15 protein-coding genes are annotated in these 18489 nt (G+C 53.0%); 1 reads left to right on the top strand and 14 read right to left on the bottom strand.

Annotation, left to right across the window (positions count from 1 at the left end; all coding sequences use genetic code 11):
* Positions 1-157 precede the first annotated feature (157 nt).
* The 14 genes from TH5_RS10460 to TH5_RS10395 form a co-directional block, all read right to left on the bottom strand.
* Positions 158-1867: a flagellar hook protein FlgE gene (locus TH5_RS10460; protein WP_114121812.1), complete on the bottom strand. Its 1710-nt coding sequence runs from the start codon at positions 1865-1867 to the stop codon at positions 158-160.
* 51 nt (positions 1868-1918) lie between these two features.
* Entirely contained in the window at positions 1919-2692 is a 774-nt protein-coding gene (locus tag TH5_RS10455) for a flagellar hook assembly protein FlgD (RefSeq protein WP_114121811.1), read from the bottom strand.
* Between the two features lie 21 nt (positions 2693-2713).
* Positions 2714-4327, bottom strand: coding sequence for a flagellar hook-length control protein FliK (locus TH5_RS10450; protein ID WP_114121810.1), 1614 nt, complete (start codon positions 4325-4327; stop codon positions 2714-2716).
* Between the two features lie 201 nt (positions 4328-4528).
* Positions 4529-5035: a flagellar export chaperone FliS gene (fliS, locus tag TH5_RS10445; RefSeq protein ID WP_114121809.1), complete on the bottom strand. Its 507-nt coding sequence runs from the start codon at positions 5033-5035 to the stop codon at positions 4529-4531.
* Positions 5036-5092: 57 nt separating this feature from the next.
* The gene (gene fliD, locus TH5_RS10440) at positions 5093-6841 is read right to left on the bottom strand and encodes a flagellar filament capping protein FliD (protein ID WP_114121808.1); all 1749 of its coding nucleotides are present in this window, start codon (positions 6839-6841) and stop codon (positions 5093-5095) included.
* 106 nt (positions 6842-6947) lie between these two features.
* On the bottom strand, positions 6948-7325 hold the full coding sequence (locus TH5_RS10435) for a flagellar protein FlaG (protein WP_114121807.1): 378 nt from the start codon (positions 7323-7325) through the stop codon (positions 6948-6950).
* Between the two features lie 86 nt (positions 7326-7411).
* Complete coding sequence (locus TH5_RS10430; RefSeq protein WP_114121806.1) at positions 7412-8677, bottom strand: flagellin N-terminal helical domain-containing protein; 1266 nt, start codon at positions 8675-8677, stop codon at positions 7412-7414.
* A gap of 1232 nt (positions 8678-9909) precedes the next feature.
* On the bottom strand, positions 9910-11199 hold the full coding sequence (locus TH5_RS10425) for a flagellin N-terminal helical domain-containing protein (RefSeq protein ID WP_114121805.1): 1290 nt from the start codon (positions 11197-11199) through the stop codon (positions 9910-9912).
* 216 nt (positions 11200-11415) lie between these two features.
* Positions 11416-11892, bottom strand: coding sequence for a flagellar assembly protein FliW (gene fliW / locus TH5_RS10420; RefSeq protein WP_114121804.1), 477 nt, complete (start codon positions 11890-11892; stop codon positions 11416-11418).
* 80 nt (positions 11893-11972) lie between these two features.
* Positions 11973-13199 (bottom strand): flagellin N-terminal helical domain-containing protein, encoded by a 1227-nt coding sequence (locus TH5_RS10415; protein WP_114121803.1) that lies wholly within the window; start codon positions 13197-13199, stop codon positions 11973-11975.
* A 27-nt stretch (positions 13200-13226) separates the two neighbouring features.
* Positions 13227-15638: a flagellar hook-associated protein FlgK gene (flgK, locus tag TH5_RS10410; protein WP_114121802.1), complete on the bottom strand. Its 2412-nt coding sequence runs from the start codon at positions 15636-15638 to the stop codon at positions 13227-13229.
* Positions 15639-15655: 17 nt separating this feature from the next.
* Positions 15656-16117: a flagellar protein FlgN gene (locus tag TH5_RS10405; protein ID WP_147250092.1), complete on the bottom strand. Its 462-nt coding sequence runs from the start codon at positions 16115-16117 to the stop codon at positions 15656-15658.
* Positions 16118-16122: 5 nt separating this feature from the next.
* On the bottom strand, positions 16123-16470 hold the full coding sequence (locus TH5_RS10400) for a rod-binding protein (protein WP_114121800.1): 348 nt from the start codon (positions 16468-16470) through the stop codon (positions 16123-16125).
* Positions 16470-17612: a flagellar basal body P-ring protein FlgI gene (locus tag TH5_RS10395; protein WP_114121841.1), complete on the bottom strand. Its 1143-nt coding sequence runs from the start codon at positions 17610-17612 to the stop codon at positions 16470-16472. The genes TH5_RS10400 and TH5_RS10395 overlap by 1 nt, the downstream gene beginning before the upstream one ends.
* A 353-nt stretch (positions 17613-17965) precedes the next feature.
* On the opposite strand from TH5_RS10395, the gene TH5_RS10390 reads away from it, so the two are divergent.
* On the top strand, positions 17966-18409 hold the full coding sequence (locus TH5_RS10390) for a flagellar assembly protein FliX (protein ID WP_114121799.1): 444 nt from the start codon (positions 17966-17968) through the stop codon (positions 18407-18409).
* The last annotated feature ends 80 nt before the right edge of the window (positions 18410-18489 follow it).

The raw sequence follows: 18489 nt of genomic DNA, 5'->3' as shown, positions 1-18489 counted from the left end.
AGTGATTTGAATCATTTGCATCTTTGGCGAGATCAATATGCTGCCCATTATGTAGGTATTGTGGGTGCCAAAAAGAAGCCCGGCTGAAAAAGCCGGGCGAGTCCCTGTAATATGCAGTCCATCGGGGCCGCAAAGCCGCCCCGATGGTATCAATCAGTTACCGTTTGATACGGATCAGCTCGTCAAGCATTTCATCAGTCGTGGTGATCGTCTTGGTGTTCGCCGAATAGGCGCGCTGGGTCACAATCATGTTTGTGAATTCCTCGGCAAGATCGACGTTCGACGATTCAAGAGCCGATGCTACGACGTTACCTGCACCGTTCAGCCCCGGCTCACGCAGCAGATAGTCACCCGATTCACGGGTCTGGCGATAAACGTTGCCAGTATAGTTTTCCATTTCGTCCGGCGCTTCAAAGGTGGCAATAGCCAACTTGTAAATCGGACGTTTCACGCCGTTGGCGAATTCAACCTGAAGGAAACCGTCCTCGGTAAAGGCATAGTTCACCATGGAACCTGCTTGCGCACCGTTCTGGTTGATGAAGCGGGTATCATACTCTACGAGGTTACCGTTAGAGTCCGAACCTGCACCAAACTGGGTGATACCGTTAGTCAGTCCAACCGTACCGAGATCAAGGGTGATTTCGTTGGGGTTGGAGCCATTGGTCCAGTTTGCGGTGATTTCCTGATCAAGCAGGTCGGTACCAGCGTTGTCAGTAAAGGTTCGCAGGCTGCCGTCACCGTTAAAGGTAATGACACCGGACTGGATCAATCCGTTAGGATGCTGGGTTGCATCAAGTTCGCCTGTTGCCGTGGTTCCGGTAAGCTCAAATCCCCAACGGTTCTGACCCAGCTTGATGACCTGCAACTGGACAACATGTGCAGTACCAAGGGAATCATAGATTGTTACCGGCATGGTGTTGTTTTCGGCAACAGCACCTGATGCCAGGTTACCACCCGTGTAGGTCGCAGCCAGAGTTGCCGGGAACGGACCGGAGAAGCCAAGGGCGGTCAGAGGTGTGTTATTGTTGTTGGTAATGACAACATCCTGATCGGCGAACGAACCGGTAATGGTCAGGGTATCGTTGGTGCCGGTTGCAGTGGCGGTTGCTGTCACGCCGGTAACAGCACTGATTTCTGCAGCGATATCAGCAAGTGTTTCACCAGCGTTGATCGTGATTGTCGTGGTGGTACCGTTATAGGTGATGTCAAAAGAATCACCGGCGGCGATACCTGCCTGACCCGCAAGGGCAGCAGTACCATCAATACCCAATGTTGTGGAAACATCCGAACCGCCTGTCAACGGTGTTTCGTTGGCATTAAGGTTTGCTCCGAACTCGATCGTTGTGGTTGACGCGGCTGCCGTCAGGATCGAGTTGATGTCAAGAACCTGCAAATCAGAGATTGCGGAGCTGTTCGACGTAGTTGGTGTTCCTGTCGGGTCCAGAAGGACGCCGTTACGATCAGTTGCCCAGCCCTGAACATAATATCCGGCAGTATTCCGCAAATAACCGTCATCGTCAGGTTTGAAATCACCCGCACGCGTGAAGAATATCTCGTTGTCCGAGCCGGGAGTGTTCGTGTCGCGGACAACAAAAAAGCCATCGCCGGAAATTGCGGCTGCTGTATTTGACGAGGTCGCCTGCAACAGGCCCTGTTTGCTGATCAGGGCTGTCGGGTGGAATCGTACACCACCGGGGGTGTAACGGGTGTTGGTCGCGGATTCCGTAACAAGCGTCGAAAAACGCCCAACGGTACCTTTATAACCAACCGTGTTGAGGTTCGAGATGTTATCCGAAATGACGCCCAGGTTTTGCGACTGGGCATTCAGGCCGGATACACCGGAAATCATAGCACCAAAAAGGCTCATTGTATTTCTCCTGCACCTACAGGGTGTTGATCAAAATCCGGATGAAAGCCTTCAGGCTGCTTCGTCCTGTTCGTCAGTTCCGGGATTATTATTGTCGCCGGTCTCGGTTCCGGTATCTGTACTGTTCGCGCCAAGTTTCACGTTGGTCAGGGTTCCGAACGGTACAGAAACGTCACCGATACGTAGATAAATATCGTCATCACCAATATCGACACTGTCGACATTGCCAATGATGCCAATCGCCATTGAGGCCGGTTTCCCTTTTTCGTCCTTGAAGGTATCACCGTTAGCCGCCATCGGTTTAAGCACCAGGGTGTAGGCTCCCTCGGCTTGTTCGACGCCACTATTGTTTTTGCCATCCCAGGTAAAGTTCTGGAGACCGGAAACATCGGTGAGATCTTCGGAATAAACCGTCTTCCCGCTCTGATCCTGAACCTGCAGCTGCAGGCGCGGAACTTCCGGCGAGATGTTGTATTTGTATTTGAGATCGCCACCATCTTCGAGCCAGTTGGTGTCGCCAACCGCTTCGATCTCGGCCCCGACATAGGACAGGGCGGAAAGCTGTCGCTGCTGGCTTTGCATCGCAAGCAGGTTTTCAAGGTTCTTGTTGCTCTGAATCCCTTGCTCGACTTGGGCGAACTGGCTCAACTGGTCGGTGAATTTGTCACTTTCCATCGGCGAGGTCGGATCCTGGTTCTTGAGCTGGGTGGTCAACAGCGTCAGGAACGTGTCGAAGTTCTGGGCCAACTGGCTGGCGGAGTTGCTGGAGGCAGCATTCGTATTGTTTCCTGCCACACCAATATTGGTAGTTGATGAAACGGTCATGATCCTGTTCCCCTACCTTTCCTAAATTCGGATATCAACGAGGCCGTTGGGATTAACCCCATAGCCAATCGCGACATGTTCAGCGAGCTCGGCACCACTCATGACATCGCCTTCGTCAGGCGCACTGCCAGAATTGTTTGCCAATCTGGATTGGCCGTTGCCTTCCTGGCTTTGGCCACCTTCGTTCCTGTGCTCGAAGGTAAAACTTTGGCTGTCTGCGTTCAGGCCCGCATCCTTGAGAGCTTGCTGCAGCGCACGTGAGTCCTGACGAAGCATGTCAAGTGTTTCACGCGTGTCGGCCTGAATAACGCCCTGAACACGACCATCGTGGCCAATTTCAAGTTTCACGTCGACCCGTCCAAGATGTTCAGGGCGCAGTTGAACCGAAATCTTGTCCACACCCTCGCTGGCGGCATTGCGGATATGCACCGCGACTTGCTGCTGCACCTGCTGGGCGGGGGCATGGCGTGCTGTATGTGCGGTTTGTCCAGCAGAATTGCTCTGGTTCAGGCTACTATTGCCGGTAAGTGTTCCATTGGCTGCCTGGGCCGTACTCTCGGCAGACCCGGTTGCGTTAACGGTAGTTGCAGCATTACCGGTCGTTGCTGTCTGTGCACCCGGTTGCATATTCGGCACACTCGCCGCAGCGGCCATTGCCTGCTGTGCTGCCTGATTGGTCCCGTTCGCTGCGATCGCATTACCCGACGAGGCAGGATTTTGCTGACCCGCATTGTTATTTGCATTCACAGCATTGGTACTGTTGCCCGAATTTTCGGTTTTGGTGCCGGATCTGGTATTGCCTTCGCCGCTCATGGCATCAACGACCTTGGCGATAAAGCTGTCATTGTCATCAGCAGCAGTGCTGCTTCCATCCAGGCCGTTAAGGGCAGATTTTGCCGTTGCGGCTGCTGCAGGTTGCGACAGGGCTGTGGAGTTCATCAATCCGTCGGTAGTGCCCTCGGTATTCTGGGCTGGGGTGCCTGTAGCCGACTGAGCAGCTGTTCCTGCCACTGCAGCTGCCGTCTGTGTCCCGGCGACAGTCTTAGCGGCCTGCGCGTTTACCGCGGGATTGACAGCGGGCACGGCCGCCATGTTCGGGTCAATCGTCGGCTCGTCTTTCGAGGCTGGATCTGCAGAAGCGGCAGTTTCGTCTTTTGCTTTGGCAGGCTGATCAGCATTGGCTACATCGTCATCCTGCTCGTCAGAAGCCTCTTTGGGATCGGATGCCGAAGTTGTTTCTTTTCCATTCAGGTCGTCGCGCTCCTGTTCGCCCTTGCTGTCGGCTACATCACGTGCCGGACGAGGATCATCATGCTTATCGGCTGTGTCGACGTCGTCATAATGATCACGGTCATCGCTGCTGGAGCGCGTATCGGTCCGCGGTGCATCAGGTGTGATATAATCGTCGCGCAACTTGCTGTCTGCACTGTCGCTGCGTCGGGCATCTGTATTCTCGCGAATTTGAGCCTGGGCATTTTTTGCCGTCTCGTGATGGACCTGAGCATTGCGTTCTGCCCAGTTGTCAGTGATCCGCTCCATCATGTCGCCAAAGGATACGTCGCTGCTGGCAGACGCAGTTTGGCCCGGAATGGATATGGTAGGTGATGCCGATCTGATAATCGCAGAGCTGTTCATGACATGGTCCTTCTCAAAACAGTGTCAGAACATTTGCAAGAGACGGGCCAGTTTTGGGCGTTTCGGATTCGTATAAAGAATCAGCTACTTAATCGTTGATTGTGGGCAAAGGCATTTTTTGCCGGGCTTTTCATGCCGATAGGGCATGAAAAAAGCTTCCGTCAGAAAAGACGGAAGCTTTAGCATTTGAAAATTGATGGTTCAGGCAGAAATCGAAAGACCTGATTTGGGACGTTGTTCTTTGTCTTCTGCGTCCTGTCGATCTGCTTGCGGATAGGACTGCGGGCGAGGTTGCTGAGTCTGTTGTGCCGCAAGGATTGCCTGGCGCATTTCGTTCTCGCTTCTTTCGGCAAGTGTTGCCCAAGAATCGCGAAGAGGTGTCAAAAGCTTGATAACATCATGTGCAGCCTGCGGATCGTTATGGCGATCAACATCCATTAACCGCAGCATGCAATGGGTATAAAGTCGTTCCAGATTGGTCGCGATCTCACCGCCCTGATCCATATCCAGTGTATTGGAGAGATGGGCAATCAGGTCAAGAGCACGACAATTGGCATTACAGCGGCTTTGGATATCCCGGGCATCAATTGCTCGCAGAGCTTCCTGCAAGCAGGATAGCGTCTTCTCGTACAGCATGAAGACCATCTTGGCCGGCGAGGCTGTATTGACTTGCTGGTTTCTGTATATGTGTGCTGCATGCTCTTTCACGCTACACTCCTTGGTCTGCTAGGCGTCCTGTCAGTGTGCATGTCTGAGTATTAAATGTTAATCACTATCTTTGCCAGCAGCCATCAATTCATCGAGAGAACTCTGGATATTTTTCATCCGGGCAAGTGCTGCTTCCATGGCAATGAAGCGATCCATAAGATTTTCGCGCTGCCTTACAAGGCGTTCGTCAATGCGATCAATCTTGTCTTCATAAGATGCATTCTGCGTTTCGATGGACTCGATTTCCTGCGAAAGAACACCTTCATCCTTGTCAAGGAAGCTATCGAGTTCAAAATAGAACTGGGTGCCGAGACCAACACTGGTATTTATCGTTGCGTTTTCAACGGCGGTTCCGTCGCCAGTGTAAATCAGGCGCAAACCATCCGCTGTTGTGATGCTGTTGCCCGAGATAGTAGCATTCTTTCCGGTTGTGGTAACACCATCAATCGTAACGTCATAAGTCACGCTGGTAATGGTTCCGCCAGCAGCATTGATCGTAAAGTCATACTGGCCGCCGCCTGTTTTACCGTTGAAACCGGTCATGGTCAGGTTGGCGTTGTCGGTTTTAGCTCGGAAATTAAAGAGCTCCATAACCTCGGTCGATTGATTAAGAAGCGCCTCATCAAGCTTGGTTTCATCAAGCTCCAGCGTTTTATTCAAAAGTGGATCTTCCGATGTTCCATAAGGAACAAAGTCGATACCAATTTCCGCCAGAACTGAATAATCAGTCTCGCCCGCGCGATCGGTAACGTTTTTGGCAAACGAACCTGCAAGCTGCTGCAGCGACGATTCGATATTCTTAACCGCCGAGTTGCCAAGCAGAATGGCATCTTCGGACTTTTCGCCTGTAATCGGGTCAACGAACGTCTTTTCGTTTATAAATGTCTGGACAGCGTTGTAGGCTTCGACAAATCCGACAATGGCGGACTTGGCCTGATTAAGGTCCTGTTCAACTTCGATTTTGATCGTTGTGCCCGGTTCGGCATCATACAGGCTGATGCTCAGCCCGTCGATCAGATCGGAAATTTCATTCGACGACCGAGAGACAGCAATGCCATCAAGAGTAAATTCGGCATTATTACCCGGATCAATTTCATTTGCGCCAAGATCGGCCAATACCGTCCCACTGACATCACTCAATGTCATGCGGTTGTCTTCACCTTCTGCGGTTGAAGTGAAAATCAGGGTAGACTGTCCGTCGGCAACCTTTACAACTGATGCCTGAACGCCGGTGCTCGATGTTACGGCATTAATTTTATCGCGGATATCAAGCAGCGAGTCGTCGGCAGCAACCGTGATATCGGCATTGCCGGTAGCCGTTGATATATTGAAAGTCCCTGCGCCAACAGGTGCATCGTCGGTCGGGTTCACGGCTTGGGTGTTGCTAGCGATCTTGTGCTTGGATGCGACCTGACTGATCTCGAAGCTATAAGTACCGGCCGCAGCCGCATTTTTGGCGGTTACGCCCATCAATTGCCCGACAGGGGATGCGGTACCTGCACCGTTCGAGGCGGATGCGAAAATCTGTTTGGCTTCGAAGATGTTTTTCGACTTATCGAAGCTTGTCGCGCCGTAAAGGTTGGCCATCGTGTCTTTGAGCGTACCGACAAGGGTCTGCAATTCTTTTAACGCGGCAAGCTTTTCATCGTTGGCTTCGACACGTTTTTCAAGGGAATCTGCGGGCAAACGGCGTGCAGCGATCATTTTGTCGACGACATCGACGAAATCGATATTCGAAGAGCCGCCCGAAAGCTGAATTCGACCGTTCTCTCCGACATAGATGTTATTAAGGTTTACGCCGCTCATTTGCCTTGCTCCCTGGGCTTTGTCGGTCGGCAACTTTTACACGTCTTGCCTGAACACGATCTTTTACGCAAGAAGCGTGCCTTTTCCGAAAGGCCCAAATGCTAAATCAGATTTCTTCGTCCACGACACTGCCAAGATATTCGCGAATTTGCGCGAAAAGATTTTGCAGTTCCTTGGACGGAATTTCCCTAAGAATTTCGCCGCTGAAACGGTCTGTAACCTTGGCGATAACCCGACCGGTATCCTGATTGAAGTTCAGTTCGATACGGGAATTCTGCTCGGACAGTTCGGGAATATCCAGCTTGGCCAGTGCCTGCTGAAGTCTAGCGCCGGCATCGGCCTTGTAATGGTTTGCGTCAGAAGATGTGACCGCACTTTTGATTGTTGCAGATTGGCCTGTCGTATTGAGTGACGCAGAAACTTCAGAACCCGAAGAAGAGCCTGAAGAACGCTGGGATTGATATGCGCCGATTACGATTTCCATCTGACCCTCCTATGCCGCCTTTGCGGCAAAGGATAATCCGGATGAAGGATGGGAGGTTAACTCCCATCCTTCCTCGGATATCCGGATTACTGCAGCAGACGCAGCAGGTTCTGCGGCATCTGGTTAGCCTGTGCCAGCATGGCGACACCGGACTGCACCAGGATCTGCTTCGAGGTGAAGGCGGTCATTTCAGACGCGACGTCAAGGTCGAGCAGAACGGACCGGGCAGATTCGGTGTTTTCCTGGGTGGTTGCCAGGTTCTGGCCAGCGAAGTCGAGACGGTTCTGGAACGTACCGATCGATGCACGGGCAGCCTGCAGGGTATCGATTGCAGAGTTGACGTTTTCGATCGCAGTCTGAGCGCCAGCCTGGGTGCTGATATCGTCGCCATCAATACCAAGGCTTTCGAGGTCAACACGGCTCAGCGTAATCGACAGGCGATCAGAGGCAGTATTGTTCGACCCAATCTGGAAATCGACGCCGGCGCTGAAGCGCTGACCATTGTCAGCGAGCATGTTAACTGTGCCGTTACCCGCGTTAGCGGCTTCACCGAATGCCGTTCCGCCAACAGCCGCATCAACAACAGCCGTAATGCCAGAGTTGAGCGAGATGGACAGGCCGACTTCATCGAAATTCAAGCTTGCCTGTTGGCCGACGCCAACTTCGTTGTCACCGGCAGTCTGGTAGCTGGTGATGTCCAAGCTCTGGGTGGTTGCGGCACCTTCGATGGTTGCAGTAACGGTCATGATAACCGAGTTACCGGGGCCCTGGGTGATATCAATTGCGAAGGTGTTATCGGTCAGGACGGCGTTGGTGTCGGTTGCCCAGAAATTGTTATCGGTAATCGCAAAGCCCGAGAAGCCGTTGGCATTGCTCAGGTCTGCGCCGGTGCCAGCACCAACGTTTGCGAAGTTGATATCAACGTCGCCACCATCGCCAAGCAACTGAATGCCGTTGAAGTTGGTTGATGACGCAACACGATCAATCTCTTCCTGCAAAAGTCCGAATTCATCGTTCAGGAAGCCGCGTTCGGTGTCCGACAGGTTGCCAGAGGCAGCCTGGGTTGCCAGCGTTTTCATGCGAACGAGAACATCGTCGATGGTTGCCATGGAACCATCGGCAATCTGCAGCATCGCGTTGGCCTGGCCAACGTTGACGGTTGCCGTTTTAAGCGCCTGGGTGGTTGCGTTCAGACGTGCACCGATTGCCATCGAGGCAGCATCGTCACGAGCGGAAACAACACGGGTACCCGACGACAGTTTCGACAGGGAACGTGTTGCTGCTTCGTCTGAAGCAGACAGGTTACGGTGTGCAACGTTGGCAGCATAGTTGGAAATGATATTGAGAGCCATTTTATATCTCCTACATGGATAGCTCAAACGGCATCATGCCGTTCTGAAACCTGGCAACATTGCCAGATATGCTTCTGATGTTCTTCCTGATCAGCAGAAGCAAAACTTTGTACCACGAAATATACATATGGATGATATGTATGTCCAGTAATTTGTTGATTGATGAAAATGTATTTTAAATCAATATGTTAATATAGATATACCGTTGATATTCCGAATATTTGAAGTTGTTTTCAGTGGGGGGATGATAGCGTTTTCGCCCTGAAAGTGTTGAAAAGCACGAATCGGTTCGAATCGAAAGTGCCTGAATGTCATTAAAGAAGAAAACAGCGGCTCTGGAGGTCACTCCCCGGATTGTTGACCAAGCGCGGAATGGAGCAAAGTCGTCATTCCGAGCAAAGCGGAGTGCTGAGTATAGGTCGATATCGAATTGAAATATAATGGATTCTTTCCTTCGCGGGAATGACAGGCTGCTTGGGAATGTTTTGCCTGCTGCCTCATGCCGTTTTTTAAATAAAGTTCTTGATTTGTTCTTTCATTTATGGCATAAGAGAAAAATCAACGGGAGAAATACACCCGGACCGAAACCCGCAAAGCCAGATGCGCTTTGCGGGTTTTTGCGTTCGGGGCCAGACCAGAGAGGTCATCAGGGTGCAGGGACAAAGACACAGACAGGGATGGGGATGCAGACGGAGCGGCGAGCCGATCCGCAGGATACTGACCAGCGGATGGCGGAGCCATTATGGGGGCATAATGCGCTGGTTCTAACACGGTTCAAAATGCTTGTTGGTCATGGCGGGAGAGGTGCGTCTTTTCGGGGAAGGGACCCCGTATTTGCCGGAAGCGGCAGCAATGGCAGCAGTGGATTGTGGTCCGCCGGTGGTGGAGAGTTGGTGGCCGTAAGCCCGAAGTTTGTCCGGGCTTCATCGGTTGTTGGGCGTGCCGTCATGGCCGGAAGGGGCCGAAGCGGGCAACGGGGCCGCGGACCCGGAGGTCGTCACCCTGTCGGGGGGGGCAATGCCAAAAGGCCTCGAATTATTGACAAAGCCTGGAATGGAGCAAAATCGTCATTCCGTGCGGAGCGGTGCGCCGACCAAGAATCTATATCCCATCAAAATATAATGGATACCCGTCTTCGCGGGGATGACGATCTGCTTTGGAAATGCCTTATCGGCAGCAAAAGGTGCGCCTCTAATGAGGTCGCACCTTTTGCGGACTGCCTTGCAGATAGTTTACTGTTGCAGCAGACGCAGCAGGTTCTGCGGCATCTGGTTAGCCTGTGCCAGCATGGCGACACCGGACTGCACCAGAATTTGCTTCGAGGTGAACGTGGTCATTTCAGATGCGACGTCAAGGTCAAGCAGGACAGACCGGGCTGATTCGGTATTTTCTGTTGTGGTTGACAGGTTCTGACCAGCGAAGTCGAGGCGGTTCTGGAACGTACCGATCGACGCGCGGGCAGCCTGCAGGGCATCAATTGCCGAGTTTACACTTTCGATACCCGCCTGTGCTCCTGCCTGATCGCCGATTATGGTTGTCGCAAGACCAAGAGTGTCAAGATCCACACGGGTCAGGGTGACTGAAAGACGGTCGGCGGCGGTATTGTTTGCACCGATCTGGAAGTTGACATCGGCGTTGAAGCGCTGGCCGTTGTCGGCCAACATGTTAATGGTGCCGTTGCCAGCGTTAGCGGCTTCACCAAATGCGGTGCCGCCAACAGCAGCATCAACAACAGCCGTAATGCCAGAGTTGAACGTGATGGACAGGCCGATCTCGTCGAAGTTCAAGCTGGCCTGTTGGCCGACGCCAACTTCGTTGTCACCGGCAGTCTGGTAGCTGGTGATGTCGATGCTCTGAGTGGTGGAAGTCGGTGTACCGGTGCCGCCATTATCAACATTCGCGGTAATGGTCATAATAACCGAGTTGCCCGGACCCTGGGTGATATCGACAGCAAAGTTGTTGTCGGCAACACCATCTTCTGTATCGTCACTTGCCCAGAAGTTGTTGTCGGTAATCGCAAAGCCGGAGAAGCCGTTGGCATTGCTCAGGTCCGCGCCGGTACCGGCACCAACGTTAGTAAAGTTGATATCAACATCGCCACCATCGCCAAGCAATTGAACGCCGTTGAAGTTGGTTGACGATGCGATGCGATCAATTTCGTCTTTCAGAAGCTGGAATTCATCGTCGAGGAAGCCGCGTTCGGTGTCTGACAGGTTGCCGGAAGCAGCCTGGGTTGCCAGCGTTTTCATGCGAACAAGAACATCGTCGATGGTTGCCATTGCACCATCGGCAATCTGCAGCATCGAGTTGGCCTGACCAACGTTGACGGTTGCCGTTTTAAGTGCCTGGGTGGTTGCGTTCAGACGGGCACCGATTGCCATCGAGGCAGCATCGTCACGAGCCGAAACAACACGGGTACCCGACGACAGTTTTGAAAGCGACCGGGTCGCCATGGTGTCGGATTCCTGCAAGTTGCGGTGTGCAACGTTTGCAGCATAGTTCGAGATAATATTAAGAGCCATACTTCCCTCCTACATGGATGGCCCCATCGGAGCCTGTGTAGTCTGAAAAAATGCTCTCGAAGCCCGTGTCCCATCACGGTTATCGTGTGTTTCGTTTGCTCGAGAGCCTGAATACCAGAGTATTAAGCAACGAGCGTGCCAGTTTTGGGCCGTGATTTGAGGGGAATAAAAGCATTGCCCGGCAATATCTGCCGGGCAAGTGGGCAACTTCCGGTTTTACAGATCGTGCTGAACGGAATATTTGTCGTTGGGAATAATGTGCTGCCAGGCAATCTGGCGTTCCGTGTCAATAAAGACCGGAGCCCGCAGATTGGTCGACATGGTAATGCCTTTGCCATCCGGTGCACTGCGCACCGTGACAACCATCAGGACTGCCAGGTTTTTTGCCTCGATTGCAAGGCTGGAAAGTGCAAGATCAATGTCCTTTTGATCGATCATCTGGCTATCCATATTGTAAGGGGCCACGATGAAGGACAGATTTGCATCGGTCAGGCTTTGATAAAGCTTGAACTGATCCAGGTTGGTATTGGGAATGTTTGCCAGACCAAAGACATGATGGTCAGGAAAACCCAAAAGGCCAATCGGCATATAGATGCCCTTGTCCCAGCTAAACTCTATATTGCCAAACCGGGTTTCAACTACCACGGACTCGGGTACGGTCTTGTCGGTGGCCTTTTCGGGGTCCATTGCCATTCTAACTCCGGCGCGCTGATGTTTGGTTGATTGTATGTGTGTGCCTTTGAAAGGCTGAATACAAGAAGGCTTTTCGCAAATTATCTCAGATAGTTTACCAGACTTAGCTCGGATGAACGGGAGATCGTCATGAAGCTCGCGTTTAATGCTGTCTCGTGCTGGGCCAGTTCGACAAGGGTCAGCGGAATATCAACGCCTTCGATATCCGCAATGGCTTGGCTCGCGAAAACCTTGAAATCAGCGTGGCTGCCTTCAAAGCGTTCAAGGTTGGCGATATCAAGACCGATTTTACCCTGAATGTTCGGAAGGTTTTCGATGGCATCATTGATATGATCAAGTGCCTGTCCAAGTGCTTCCTGATCAGTTGTACCTGCGGCAATCCCCAACCCCTGAATAAGGCTTTGGAATGCAGGGGCATCAGCAAGAATTCCGTATGAAATATCATAATTCTTGTCGACGCGGGTACTTAGAACCTGCTGGTCACCGGAATAGTAGGCCGTGTCGTTTCGCGGATTCGGAATTTTGGTAAGCCCAAGGGCTTCCAGTATGTTGCCGCCACCGATTTCGTTCAACGTAATGGATCCGTTACCCACATTCTCGATATTCAATCGGGGTGATCCGCCGGATGAAACCGGGCGAAGACTTGACGTCGCACCATTGGCGGTATTGCCGTTAATGGTGTTAATCAGGTCGCCAATGGTCGTTGTTGCCGCAACATAGGGGATGTTTGTCGTAACCGTATTGCCATCGCTATCAGAGCTGACAATCTCGATCGTGCCGTCGGTAACCCCCAGCGAGGCGAGCGTATCGGCTGCGCTGATGGAGGTTTCTCCGCTGGCATAGTTATCCGCAGGATAGATTTTGTCGATATCGACTGCGGGCTGATCGGATCGTCCGCCAGCAAAGAGGAAACGCCCATCCAGATTGGTGTTGAGCAAACCGGCAAGCTGTTGCATCGCCTGTGTGGCTTCATTGTCAAGATTGACATCGTCGGATTGATTGGCACTGAGTGCCTGAATCAGGAGGGTCTTCATCTTGACCGCAACGGAAGTCATTTCATCGACGGCCGTTTCCATCGATTGCAGACGCAGTTTGGCCTGGGTTGCGTTTCGAAGATATTGGTCGGTGCGGGTATATTCTGCTTCGAGATTCAGTAAGCGTTGCGTACTTTCTGCAATACCCGAATATTCGCGCGATTTATAACCGCTCGACGCTTGGGTATTCAGATCCGCAACCTTTGATGCGTTTTTCAACGCCAGGTTCGAAAGCAATGTGTGGCTTGTGTAAGTTGCAACGCGCGTTACCATCTTACTGTCTCCATTTTATGCGGTAGCTTAAACCGCATTCAGCAGCGTATCAAACAATTCATCCACGGTCGAAATAACCCGTGCGGATGCACTGTAAGCCCGCTGGAAAATGATCAAATCGGACATTTCTTCGTCAAGGTTGACCCCGGCCTCATTCTGGATGCGGGTATCGAGATCCGTTACCAGAGAGGACTGGAACTCATAGTTGCTCGCGGCAACGGACGCCTTGGTCGCAGAAGTTGCAATAATTCCAGCAGCAAAATCGGTTAGTGACGTCCTTTCGGCAGACAGGCCGCCTGCAGATTCGAAATCGATATCGGTACGTTCGAACGTGTTGCTAAGTGCAAGGGCGGCACTATTGTCACCTTCGTGAATACCGTAATTGATACCCAATCCCAGAACCGTTGTCAGGCTGTCTGCAGAAGGAAGGCCGCTATCCTGGAAAAAGAACGGATCACCATCGGCGTCGGTTACCTGCAATTTATAACCGCCGATGCTGCTGTCATAGATAACGTCGGCCGTGATATTGTTGTCGGACAGGATTGCGCTGTTATTGATAGCATTTGCGATATCTTCCAGTGACGAACCGCTGTCATAATCGATATTCACGTCGGAAAAAGGGCCGCTGACGGTCAGCGTATAGTTTAGCGGCGGCGGTACCAGTGGGCCGAGATTGGGGATAGCTGCCGAAGAATCCACAACCGCATTTGATGTTCCATAGACATCGGCATTCATTTGTCCGCGTACGATGCGGGCCGGATCGTTTTTGATCACACTGTCGATATCCATATTGCCAGCCAGTGTCGGCATGTCTTCGGTCATGCCGATTGTTTTGGCCATGTTACCATTGTCGGTTATCGTCATGTTTGCCGTATAGCTCAGCACCAGACGAGAACGATCACCGTCGTCGACAATATATGCCATTTCGGCAGCATCTTCTGCGGTCATGCCCGCACCTTCCAGAGCGGTGCGGATGGCATCGCGCACGTCGGTTAGGCTGTCGGTTGCCGCATAGTTGACGGTAATGCCCGGTGTTGTCAGAACACCGCTACCGGCACTGATGACCATTGAATTCGCCGTCACATTCAACGCTGCTGTTGCACTGTCGCGCGGGGACGACGTCATAGTGTCGGAGCGTTTCGTCGTGGAAATAAAGTCGTTCAGACCGAAATAGTGGGAAAATCCCTGTTCTCGACCGTCGCTCGTGGTGATGGCGCTGGTCATTTCATTAATTGAAATGCGGCTGCCGTCGATGCCTTCGATTACCATCTGGCCGTCAACCAGTGATGCGGTTAGATAGCCGCCGGCATCAGACGCGTTGATTGCATCAATAAGGCCTTGCACCGTTGCGGGAACCGTTGGCAATGTGATGTCGGCCCAACTGTCGTCGGCAGATAATTCTCCATTGGCAGTTAACGCTGCGATCCGAAATGTACCGGATGCCGTCAACGGGTCCGATCCCGCGACCATGCGGTTGCCCGACAGGTTGGTTGGTGGTGGGAAGGCAGTACCCTTGTTGTGCTCTTCGTTGATGGCATCACGCAATTCACCGGCCAGTTCGTTGATCTGGTCGTTCAGGCGCGGCAATTCCTGGTCACGCATTTCAAGCAGGCCCTTGATCGTCCCGGTCTGCATGACATCGGTAATATCCTCGCCATTCAGCATTATACCCGATCCACCTGTGCCAGGTTCAAAACCGGCAGTCGGGCTGAATGTCAGGGTCGCAGGACTTCTGTCCAGAAGGGTACGGCTACCATTGGCCGTAAACAGGACCATGGAGCCATCGCCGCGGTTATACGTGGTGACGTTCATGATCTTGGACAGCGCATTAATTTTTTGATCGCGTTGGTCTTCAAGCTCGGTGGTCGGCTGTCCAAGGTTTCTCTGACGCACGACATCCGTATTGAGCTCGGCGATCTCGTTCAGCAATACGTTGGCGCTATCGACTTCATCAGAGATGTTCTTGTCGATGTCGCCCCGCATGTGCTGGATCTGTTCGGACAGGTTCTCGAACGCATCCATCACCTGAATGGCGCTTTCGATCACTTCGACTTTTGGCGAGTTCTGTTCCGGTGTATTGCCAAGCTGCTCGAAGGCGTCGGCAAGATCACTGATGCGCTGGCTTATCGCACCGTCAGACTGAGGCGTCCCAAACAGGGTCTGGATGCGCTTGAAGAATTCAAACCGGACTTCTTCCCGTCCAGCTTTGCCAAGCTCGCCGCGCATTTCACGCACAAGACCCTCGTTAACATTGCGATAGATGTCGCCGATCTGCGAACCTGCACCAACCCCGTCGAGCACCAGAGTTTCCTGGCCAGCGATCTTCTTCGAATAGCCGGGGGTATTCACGTTCGAGATATTCGAAGAGGTGATCGAAATGCGGGCCTGTGCGGTATTGAGGCCGGAAATTGCGCTGTTAAGTGCCTGGGTCAGTGACATGATCTTCGCCTTTACCCCTAGAGCGTTTCGTTAACGCTGTAAGACGTGCCAGGTTTGCTGGTCGGGCGGCCGTAGCCACCAAGGGATGCCTTGCCGGTCTGGCCGGAACGGTTATAGGTCGTGCAGTCTTCCTTGGCCTTGTCGTTCACCGCACGAACGATGGCATTGACCATGCGTTCGTTGGTGGCCTTGGCGGCCTGGAGGGCGGTCATGTTGCGGCGGGCGGCCTGCTGGAATTCGGCTTGCAGGTCTCGAAGCTCCGCCTTGTCGTCCTCGGCCAACTGGCGGAGCTCTGAACCGCGCGCGCGCAATTTGACGACAAGCTGTTCGTACTGCATCGACAGGGCAGATTTTTCCGACACGAATTGCTCATACTCGGCAATTTCGAGCTTGCGCAGCCCCTGGGTTTCACGCTCCAGAAGGGAAATAAGGTCATATGTGACGCTTTTAAGCTCGATAACCATCTGTTCGGTGGTCATGGTCATTATCCTTCCTGCACCTTGAGAATTTCGCGTGTAACGGCATCTGCAATTCCGATGCCACCTGCGCGGGTCATTTCTTTGGCGTATTCGTCAACCAGCAGGGAGCGCATCATGGTCTCGCCGTGACCGCCACCAAACATTTCGTTGGTTTCGATGCCGGCAAACATGTGGCTCAGCATCTGGCCAAGAAACATGGACTCAAATTCTTCACCGGCTTTACGGGCCTGTGCGTCGGTTTTGATGTGGCCATCCGTCAACTGGCTGGCGCGGTTGGTTACGTTATTCTGTGCGCCGTACTGGGCGGATGCCTGGGCTTGCGCCATCAGGGCGCTGGTGCTGTCGATCATCATCACATCACCTCGATTTCGGCCTGGAGGGCGCCGGACGTTTTGATCGCCTGAAGAATGGTGATCATGTCGCGCGGGCCAACACCAAGACTGTTCAGGCCGTTGACCAGTTCCTGCAGGCTGACGCCACTTTCAAGCACGCCAAGCTGGTTATCCTCGCCTTCATCCACTTCGATATTGGTCCGGTCGACAGTCTCGGTCGTGCCGGTCTGGGAGAACGGAGAAGGTTGCGATACCTGTGGGGTCTCGGTGACACGGATGGTCAGATTGCCCTGTGCGATTGCAACGCGGTTGATGCGAACATTTTCGCCCATCACGATCGTACCGGTGTTTTCATCAATGACGACGCGTGCGATCTGGTCTGGTTCGACGCGAAGCTGCTCGATGTCGGTCAACAAAGCCACGACATCCTGATTGTAGCGTTCAGGAATGTTGATGCGAACGGTGCCCGGGTCGCTTGGGCGGGCTGCGACTTCACCAAGATAGGCATTAACGGCTTCGGCGATGCGGCTTGCCGTCGTGAAATCGGGGTTGCGAAGAACAACGGACATGTTCTGCATGGAATTCAGGTTGAAGTCGATTTCGCGTTCAACGATACCACCACTGGCAATACGTCCAGATGTCGGAACACCTTTGACCACTGTCTGGGCATTGCCGGCGGCGGAAAAACCGCCAACCGCAAGATTGCCTTGGGCAACGGCATAAACTTCGCCGTCGGCGCCGACCATCGGTGTCACCAGAAGGGTTCCACCCTGAAGGCTTTCGGCAGTGCCGATTGCGCTGATGGATACATCAAGGCGTGAACCCTGGCGAGAGAAGGGCGGCAGGGTGGCGGTGACCATTACGGCCGCGATATTATCAGAATCAATGTCGTCGATCTGGCTACGTACGTTGATACCAAGGCGTTCAAGCATGGCGACAAGGCTTTGGCGGGTGAAGTCAGCATCGCCAAGGTCGTCGCCTGTGCCGTTCAGGCCGACAACAAGGCCGTAACCGACCAGCATGTTGTCGCGAACGCCTTCGAAGTCCGCGATATCCTTGATACGCGACTGGGCATTCGCCGGAGCAACCTGCATCAGGGCAACAATGCCCAGAGCGCCAAGTGCTGCTGCCTTCACTACATATTTGCCGAGACCTGTGATCATATTCTTTGTTCCGCTTCCGAGGATGGGAGCCATCCGATACAATTCGGGAACCACTTCTGCGAAAACCGTGCCAGATGACAGAAAGCGGTAGCTTGGGGTCGTGAATTGCCGAAGTTATCGGAAAATCAGTGTTTTTTTGATGTGCCGAAAAGCTGCACGGCACTAGTGTCATGACGACCCGGCATTTTTTTCCCGTTGCGCCAATCGGCACTTTGGGGGAGACTCGACCCCGTCCGGATCACTGCCAAGGGGCGGTGCGGATTGGGTCGACGAGTTTGGCAGTGCTGATTGATATGGTCATGACTGCATGTTCGATCCCGGAAAGCTTACCACATAGCAGGCGGAAGTTAAAAATGAAGGTCAGCGGATCCAAGGCAACAGGTACAAGCAACACGTCGCGCAAGAAAACATCTGGCGGTGGTGGTGCTGGTGGTTTTGCCGATGCCATTCGCTCACTCGATTCCACTGGCGGAGCAAGCGGAACCGGTGGTGTGCATAGTGCGGGCACAGTCAGTGCGCTTGATGCCCTGCTGGCTTTGCAGCAAAGTGGTGATGCGCTTGACTCCCCGAAAAAACACGCGGTTCTCAGAGCCGAAAGCCTGCTTGAGCAGCTTGAGGGGGTGCGTGACGCGCTGCTGAGTGGGACTCTGCCTGCCAGCCGGTTACGCCAGCTTGTCGGGTTGCTGGATCAACAACGCGAAAATATTTCCGATCCTGCTCTTTCTTCTGTGCTGGACGAGATTGATCTGCGTGCGCAGGTGGAACTGGCAAAGCTTGAGGTTTCGGGATTAGCTTGAAATCGGTGGTTTCGAGAATAATTTTGGTTGCGAAACCCAAGGTTACAAAGGCTTTCTCACTAATTCAGATTTATTTGTTC

Source organism: Thalassospira xianhensis MCCC 1A02616, from assembly GCF_003326475.1.
In the GTDB taxonomy this organism is placed as follows: Bacteria; Pseudomonadota; Alphaproteobacteria; order Rhodospirillales; family Thalassospiraceae; genus Thalassospira; species Thalassospira xianhensis.
Note: the sequence above shows the minus strand (reverse complement) of the source record. Positions and strands in the feature narration are given on the sequence as shown.